General features: G+C 68.4%; 9 protein-coding genes. 7 read left to right on the top strand and 2 right to left on the bottom strand.

Features of this window, described 5'->3' with window-relative positions; genetic code table 11:
• From B4L26_RS02060 to B4L26_RS02040, 5 genes are all read left to right on the top strand, one after another.
• Window positions 1–422 (top strand): 2-oxo acid dehydrogenase subunit E2 (locus B4L26_RS02060; protein ID WP_290715240.1); only part of this gene is annotated, 422 nt, incomplete at its 5' end.
• A gap of 3 nt (window positions 423–425) precedes the next feature.
• Window positions 426–1,307: a TIGR01777 family oxidoreductase gene (locus tag B4L26_RS02055; protein ID WP_290715238.1), complete on the top strand. Its 882-nt coding sequence runs from the start codon at window positions 426–428 to the stop codon at window positions 1,305–1,307.
• A complete protein-coding gene (gene lipB, locus B4L26_RS02050) occupies window positions 1,307–2,017 on the top strand; it encodes a lipoyl(octanoyl) transferase LipB (RefSeq protein ID WP_290715236.1) in 711 nt (236 codons plus the stop codon). Before B4L26_RS02055 ends, lipB begins: the two co-directional genes overlap by 1 nt.
• The gene (gene lipA / locus B4L26_RS02045) at window positions 2,014–3,060 is read left to right on the top strand and encodes a lipoyl synthase (RefSeq protein WP_290715234.1); all 1,047 of its coding nucleotides are present in this window, start codon (window positions 2,014–2,016) and stop codon (window positions 3,058–3,060) included. The genes lipB and lipA overlap by 4 nt, the downstream gene beginning before the upstream one ends.
• Before the next feature lie 42 nt (window positions 3,061–3,102).
• Complete coding sequence (locus tag B4L26_RS02040) at window positions 3,103–3,846, top strand: DUF4191 domain-containing protein (protein WP_290715232.1); 744 nt, start codon at window positions 3,103–3,105, stop codon at window positions 3,844–3,846.
• Here the strand turns inward: B4L26_RS02040 and B4L26_RS02035 are convergent.
• Window positions 3,822–4,328 carry an ESX secretion-associated protein EspG gene (locus tag B4L26_RS02035; RefSeq protein WP_290715230.1) on the bottom strand — a complete coding sequence of 169 codons (507 nt, stop codon included), beginning with the start codon at window positions 4,326–4,328 and terminating at the stop codon, window positions 3,822–3,824. The genes B4L26_RS02040 and B4L26_RS02035 overlap by 25 nt on opposite strands.
• A gap of 73 nt (window positions 4,329–4,401) precedes the next feature.
• Here B4L26_RS02035 and B4L26_RS02030 point away from each other — a divergent pair, with 73 nt between their 5' ends.
• On the top strand, window positions 4,402–5,133 hold the full coding sequence (locus tag B4L26_RS02030) for a DJ-1/PfpI family protein (protein ID WP_290715228.1): 732 nt from the start codon (window positions 4,402–4,404) through the stop codon (window positions 5,131–5,133).
• A gap of 9 nt (window positions 5,134–5,142) precedes the next feature.
• Here the strand turns inward: B4L26_RS02030 and B4L26_RS02025 are convergent, their stop codons facing one another.
• Window positions 5,143–5,661: an RDD family protein gene (locus B4L26_RS02025; protein ID WP_290715226.1), complete on the bottom strand. Its 519-nt coding sequence runs from the start codon at window positions 5,659–5,661 to the stop codon at window positions 5,143–5,145.
• Between the two features lie 252 nt (window positions 5,662–5,913).
• On the opposite strand from B4L26_RS02025, the gene B4L26_RS02020 reads away from it, so the two are divergent.
• A partial coding sequence (locus tag B4L26_RS02020; protein WP_290715224.1) for a glutamine synthetase beta-grasp domain-containing protein occupies window positions 5,914–6,855 on the top strand: 942 nt, incomplete at its 3' end.

Here is a 6,855-nt window from a genome sequence, read left to right as displayed (position 1 = left end):
CCGTCGACACCGACCAGGGCCTCCTCTCACCGGTTATCCACAACGCCGATGACCTCTCGCTGGCTGGCTTGGCCCGCGCGATCGCCGACATCGCCGATCGAGCCCGAACGGGCGGCCTCAAGCCCGACGAATTGGCCGGCGGTACGTTCACCATCACCAACATCGGCAGCCAGGGCGCTCTGTTCGACACCCCGATCCTGGTTCCGCCGCAGGCGGCGATGCTGGGCACCGGCGCCATCGTCAAGCGCGCAGTGGTGATCACCGATCACGACGGCGACGAGTCGCTGGCCGTCCGGTCGATGGCGTACCTGCCGTTGACCTACGACCACCGACTCATCGACGGCGCGGATGCCGGGCGATTCGTCACCACGATCCGCAAGCGCCTCGAGGCCGGAGAGTTCGGCGCCGACCTCGGGCTGTAGCCCATGCACGTTCTGATCGCCGGATCGTCGGGGCTGATCGGATCGGCCCTGACGTCGGCGTTGCGGTCCCACGGCGCCGAGGTCTCCCGGCTGGTGCGTCGCGAGGCCCGCAAACCCGACGAGTTCAGTTGGGACCCGGAGAGCTTCGGCGTGCCCGACGAGGCGCTTGAGCGGGTTGACGCCGTCGTCGCCCTCGGCGGCATCAACATCGGCGACCGCCCGTGGAGCGGTCACTTCCGCCAACAGTTGCGTGACTCGCGCATCACGCCGACCGAAGTCCTCGCCGACGCGATCGCCGAATCCGACGTGCCGGTGTTCCTGTCGGCGAGCGCGACGGGTTTCTACGGCGACACCGGGGGCCGCGCGGCCACCGAGGCCGATGGACCCGGCGCCGGTTTCCTCGCCGACCTCGCGGTCGACTGGGAGGCCGCCGCGGCACCGGCCGCCCAGAAGTCACGAGTGGTGTTCTTGCGCACCGCGCCGGTCCTCGCCCCGCGCGGCGGCCTGTTGGGCAGACTGCGGCCGCTGGTGAAGGTCGGGCTCGGCGGACGCCTCGGCGACGGCAAGCAGTACCTGTCCTGGATTTCGCTGCGCGACGAGGTGGCGGCAATCGAGTTCCTGCTGAGCAGCCCCGACCTCGCCGGACCGGTGAACCTCACGGCACCGATACCCGTCCACTTCGACGAGTTCATCCGTACCTACGGGTCGGTGTTGCACCGGCCGACCCGCCTCCCGGTGCCGGCCGCCGTTTTGCGCACGCTGGGCGGCGACATGGCGCGGGAAATGATCTTGGGGTCCTCGCGCGTTGTACCCGAGGTGCTGACCCGCGCCGGATTCTCCTTCACCGACGAGACCCTCGTCGACGCCCTGACGTGGACACGCTGATGTCGTCCGCCGATTCCGCTCGCCGCTCCCTCGATCCGCTGGAGGTGCGGTGGCTCGGGACGGTCGACTACCGCAGCGCCTACGACGAGCAGCACGCCCTTGCCGCCGCACGTGCGGACGGCACGCTCGACCATGATGTCCTCCTCCTACTCGAACACCCGTCGACCTACACGGCCGGCAAGCGCACCGAGGACAGTGATCTACCGACCGACGGGTCGGAGGTGATCACCGTCGACCGCGGCGGGCGCATCACCTGGCACGGACCCGGCCAACTCGTCGGCTACCCGATCGTCGGGCTATGCGAACCACTTGACGTCGTGGCCTACGTTCGGCGCCTCGAGGAAGCCCTGATCGCCGAGTGCGCCGCCCACGGCATCACCGCCGGGCGCGTCGACGGCCGATCCGGCGTCTGGCTCGACGGCGGGGCGCGAAAAGTCGCGCAGATCGGAATCCGTGTCGCACGAGGGGTCGCCCTGCACGGCTTCGCACTCAACGTCGACCCCGACCTGACCGCCTTCGACGCCATCGTCCCCTGCGGCATCGCCGATGCGGGCGTGACGTCGCTGGCGCGCGAGACCGGCCGGCCGATCACCGTCGACGAGGTCCGCGGCGAGGTCGCGCAATCGGTGGCCTATTGGCTCGACCATCCCCTGCCCCGCACCGGCGCGGTCGCCGCGTCGACGTCGGCCTCACTAGGATCGTCATCGTGAGTTGTCCCAGCCCCACCCCCGAACCCGGATCCGCCGGCACCGCGCCCGATGGCCGCAAACTGCTGCGGCTGGAGGTGCGCAACGCACAGACGCCCATCGAGCGCAAGCCCAAGTGGATCAAGACACGGGCCACCATGGGCCCGGAGTATTCCGAGCTCAAGGGCCTGGTCAAGCGCGAAGGCCTGCACACGGTGTGCGAAGAGGCGGGCTGCCCCAATATCTACGAATGCTGGGAAGACCGGGAGGCAACGTTCCTCATCGGCGGCGAGCAGTGCACCCGGCGCTGCGACTTCTGCCAGATCGACACCGGCAAACCCGCTGAGCTCGACCGCGACGAGCCGCGCCGCGTCGCGGAGAGCGTCGCGGCCATGGGACTGCGCTATTCGACAATCACCGGCGTCGCGCGCGACGACCTGCCCGACGAGGGCGCGTGGCTGTATGCGGAGACGGTGCGCAAGATCCACGAGCTCAACCCAGGCACCGGAGTCGAGAACCTCATCCCCGACTTCCATGCCAAGCCCGACCTGCTCGCCGAGGTCTTCGACTCACGTCCGGAGGTCCTCGCGCACAACCTGGAGACGGTTCCGCGCATCTTCAAGCGGATCCGTCCTGCGTTCCGCTACGACCGGTCCCTCGACGTCTTGACCCAGGCGCGCGATGCGGGCCTGGTCACTAAGTCGAATCTCATCCTCGGGCTCGGTGAGACGACCGACGAGGTGCGCGCGGCGCTGCGCGATCTGCACGACGCCGGGTGCGACATCGTCACCATCACCCAGTATCTGCGGCCCTCGCCGCGCCACCACCCGGTGGAACGGTGGGTCAAGCCCGAGGAGTTCGTCGAGTTGTCCGAGTTCGCCACGAACGTCGGTTTCGCCGGCGTCATGGCCGGACCCTTGGTCCGCTCCTCGTACCGCGCGGGACGACTCTACGCACAGGCGATGGCCCGCCACGGGCGCCCCTTGGCGCCGGCACTGGCCCACCTGGCCACCGAGAGCAGCGCCGCGCAAGAGGCGTCCTCGGTCCTCACTCGCATGGCCCTCTGACCGCCGTCTTCGGCGCCGCGCGCACACCGTAGACTGGCGTTCATGGCAAAGGCGAACGAACCCGCGGACAAAGAGGCCAAGAAGGCCGCCAAGCTGGCCCGCAAACAAGCCTCCAAGGAGCGCCGCAAGCAGCTCTGGCAGGCGTTCCAGATGCAGCGCAAAGAGGATAAGCGCCTCGTCCCGTACATGGTCGGCATATTCGTCTTGGCTGTGGCGATCGCCGTCGGCGTCGGCCTGTGGCTGGGCCAGGTATGGTTCACCATCCCGCTCGGGATCATGGCGGGCCTACTCGGCGGGTTCATCCTGTTCGGCCGGCGCGTGCAGAAGACGGTCTTCACCAAGGCCGAGGGACAGCCGGGGGCTGCCGGTTGGGCGTTGGGCAACATGCGCGGGACGTGGCGGATCAAGCAGGCCGTCGTCGGTACCACCCACCTCGACGCGGTGCACCGCGTGATCGGCAAGCCCGGCGTCATCCTCGTCGGCGAGGGCAACCCGAACCGCACCCAGGGGCTACTGAACCAGGAGAAGAAGAAGATCTCGCGGGTCGTCGGCAGCACTCCCATCTACGTGGTCCTCGTCGGCAATGACGAGGGTCAGGTGGAGCTGAGCAAGCTCGAGAAGCACCTGAACAAGCTGCCGAAGAACATCGACGGCAAGCAGGTCGACGCCCTCGAGGCCCGACTCGATGCCTTGAACACCCGCAAGGGCGGGGCCGCGCTGCCCAAGGGCCCGATGCCGCAGGGCGCCAAGGTACGCAATATTCAGCGCGCCGCGCGCCGCCGCTGAGCCGGACCCATCTGAGCCGCATCGGCGAGGTCGGCGCACGCCAGGGCAACGCGGCGCGGCGTCGCGGGCGCGAGCGTGAACCACTTCCCACCGTCGGCCGCGGTCGACGGGACGGACACCACGTCGCCGCGCGGCGAGCAAAAAACCGCGACCGCACCGGGGAGTACTTGACCCTCGACGTCGACGGCCACGATCTCGGCCGTCGACACCGCAGACCCGAGCGCTGCGGCGACCAGTTGCGCCTCGTCGGTGGCCACGCCAGCGGCTCGCAACGCCGACGCGATGGCATTGGGCTCGGCGGCGCCGCCCAGCGGGGGCAGCAATTCCGCGGCGCGCACCCGTACCGACGATCCCGACAGCGGACGCGTCAGCCGGAGGGCCGCGACCACTTCAGGCGCATCCTCTGCGTCGACGCGGCGCAACCGACCGTCGTCGACGACCCGTACCTCGAAAAACACCGAGCGCAGCGCGGCATCAATCATGTGATCCCCCCAGATCTGCCCCGCGTCGTCCCGGGACCACCGGGAGACTAACCCCGTGCGGCAGGATGTGTCCATGACCCAGATTGCGATCGTCGTGTACCCGCGGTTCACCGCGCTCGACCTCGTCGGCCCCTACGAGGTGCTGCGCGGACTCCCCGGCGCCGACATCCGTTTCGTCGCGCACGAGCCGGGGCCGGTAGTCGCCGATTCCGGTGTGCTGGCGATTGGCGCTACGCATGCCTTCGACGAGACCCCCTCCCCTGACATTGTGCTCGTCCCCGGCGGTCCGGGCAGCGCGTCGGCCGCCCGCGACGAGGGGCTGCTCAGCTGGCTGCGCACAGTCTCCCCTGGTGCCGACTGGACCGCATCGGTGTGCACCGGTTCCGTCGTCCTCGCGGCAGCCGGACTCCTGGAGGGCCGACGCGCGACGACGCACTGGTCGTCGCTGCGGCTGCTGCCCATGTTCGGCGCGGTCGCCGTCGATGACGAGCGCATCGTCGTGGAGGCCGACCGCCGCATCGCCACCGCCGCCGGTGTCTCCGCCGGCATCGACCTGGCCCTCTGGCTGGCCGCACAGGTAGCCGGTGAGGACCGGGCGAGGGCGATCCAGCTGATGATCGAATACGACCCGCAGCCACCGTTCGATTCCGGCCAGCGTTCCAAGGCTTCGAAGTCCACCGTCGCTGCCTCCACCGCGCTGCTGTCGCGCGATCTGATCGAACCCACGACGATGGCCGACGGTGTCGTGCTCGCCTGGCAGGGCACGCTCGCGACTATCCGCCGTAAGGCTCGACGCCGGCGTTAGCCGGTCCGATCAGCGGCTGCGCACCACCGCGGTGCGCGTGACCCGGTCGTGCAATGCGCGGCCGTTGTTGTCGTTGATGAGCGCCGGGACGACCACGACGATCAGGAGCTGGCGCACCAGCGCGCGGACGACGCCGACCGCTGCGCGCATGGCGGCGTTTTCGTCGGCCCCAAGGTCGACGCGGATCACCCGCAATCCGACGGCGAACTGCCCCGGCGTGAAGCCGAAGAGGGTCACGGTCCCGACGCCGACGACGAACCAGATGGCCAACTGCGGCAGCGACACCGCCGCCACCCGCTCCTCGATGGTCGGCTCGTTCGCGACGAACACGAAAGCCACGGCGTAGGCCATCAACCAATCCACCAGAAGTCCGCCACAGCGACGCCACCCCGTGGCGAGACTGCCCGGCCCCTCGGCGGGCAGGCCCAGATCCTGCCCCGGATACTCGTTGTCCTTGGCTGCGATGTCATCGACGCGCGGCCCCGACAGCCACGATCCGGCGGCCCGACGGCCCGACTGCTGTCCCATATGTCCATCGTAGGCGGGTGCGCGGGGACACGTTTCCGGGGTTCCCCTCGTCCCCCCAGTCGCGGTTTGCCATAGTTGGTCCGGGTCTCTCACGCCGCCCCGGCATGCCGCATGCCGGTTAACGCGGGGGAAACACGCCTTTGACCCATGGGCAACGTGACCTACATAACGTCATCGACACTGCCAGGTTCCCCCTGGCGCAGTAACCATCAGATCCTCTTGGTTACACACAAGTGAAGGAGTCACCGGACGGTGTATAGCAGCAAAGAAGAACTTCTCGAGGGCATCAAGAAAGAGGGCGTCGAGTACGTCGACATCCGCTTCTGCGACCTGCCCGGCGTCATGCAGCACTTCTCGATCCCGGCGTCGGCATTCGACGAGTCGGTGTTCGAGGACGGCCTGGCCTTCGACGGATCGTCGGTGCGGGGCTTCCAGTCGATCGACGAGTCGGACATGATGCTGTTGCCGGACCCGGCAACCGCGCGGATCGACCCGTTCCGCAAGGCCAAGACGATGAACCTGAGCTTCTTCGTCCATGACCCCTTCACTCGTGAGGCCTACAGCCGCGACCCGCGCAACGTCGCCCGCAAGGCCGAGGACTACTTGGCCTCGACCGGCGTCGCCGACACCTGTTTCTTCGGCGCCGAGGCCGAGTTCTACATCTTCGACTCGGTGGCTTTCGGCTCGGAGATGAACGGCACCTTCTACGAGGTCGAGTCCGAATCGGGCTGGTGGAACACCGGCTCGCTGACCGACCCGGACGGCAGCCCGAACCTGGGTTACAAGGTTCGCCCCAAGGGCGGCTACTTCCCCGTCGCGCCCTACGACCATTACGTCGACCTGCGCGACCAGATGTCGACCAACCTGATCAACGCGGGCTTCACCCTTGAGCGCGGCCACCACGAGGTCGGCACCGCCGGTCAGGCCGAGATCAACTACAAGTTCAACACGCTGCTGCACGCGGCCGATGACGTCCAGTTGTTCAAGTACATCATCAAGAACACCGCGTGGGAGAACGGCAAGTCGGTCACGTTCATGCCGAAGCCGCTGTTCGGTGACAACGGCTCGGGCATGCACGCCCACCAGTCGCTGTGGAAGGACGGCAAGCCGCTGTTCCACGACGAGTCGGGCTACGCCGGCCTGTCGGACCTGGCCCGCTACTACATCGGCGGCATCCTGCACCACGCCCCGTCG

Origin of the sequence: Gordonia sp. UBA7599, from assembly GCA_002477755.1 — a bacterium.
Classification (GTDB): Bacteria; Actinomycetota; Actinomycetes; order Mycobacteriales; family Mycobacteriaceae; genus Gordonia.
The sequence above is the reverse complement of the archived record's forward strand: the minus strand, read 5'-3'. Positions and strand labels throughout refer to the sequence as shown.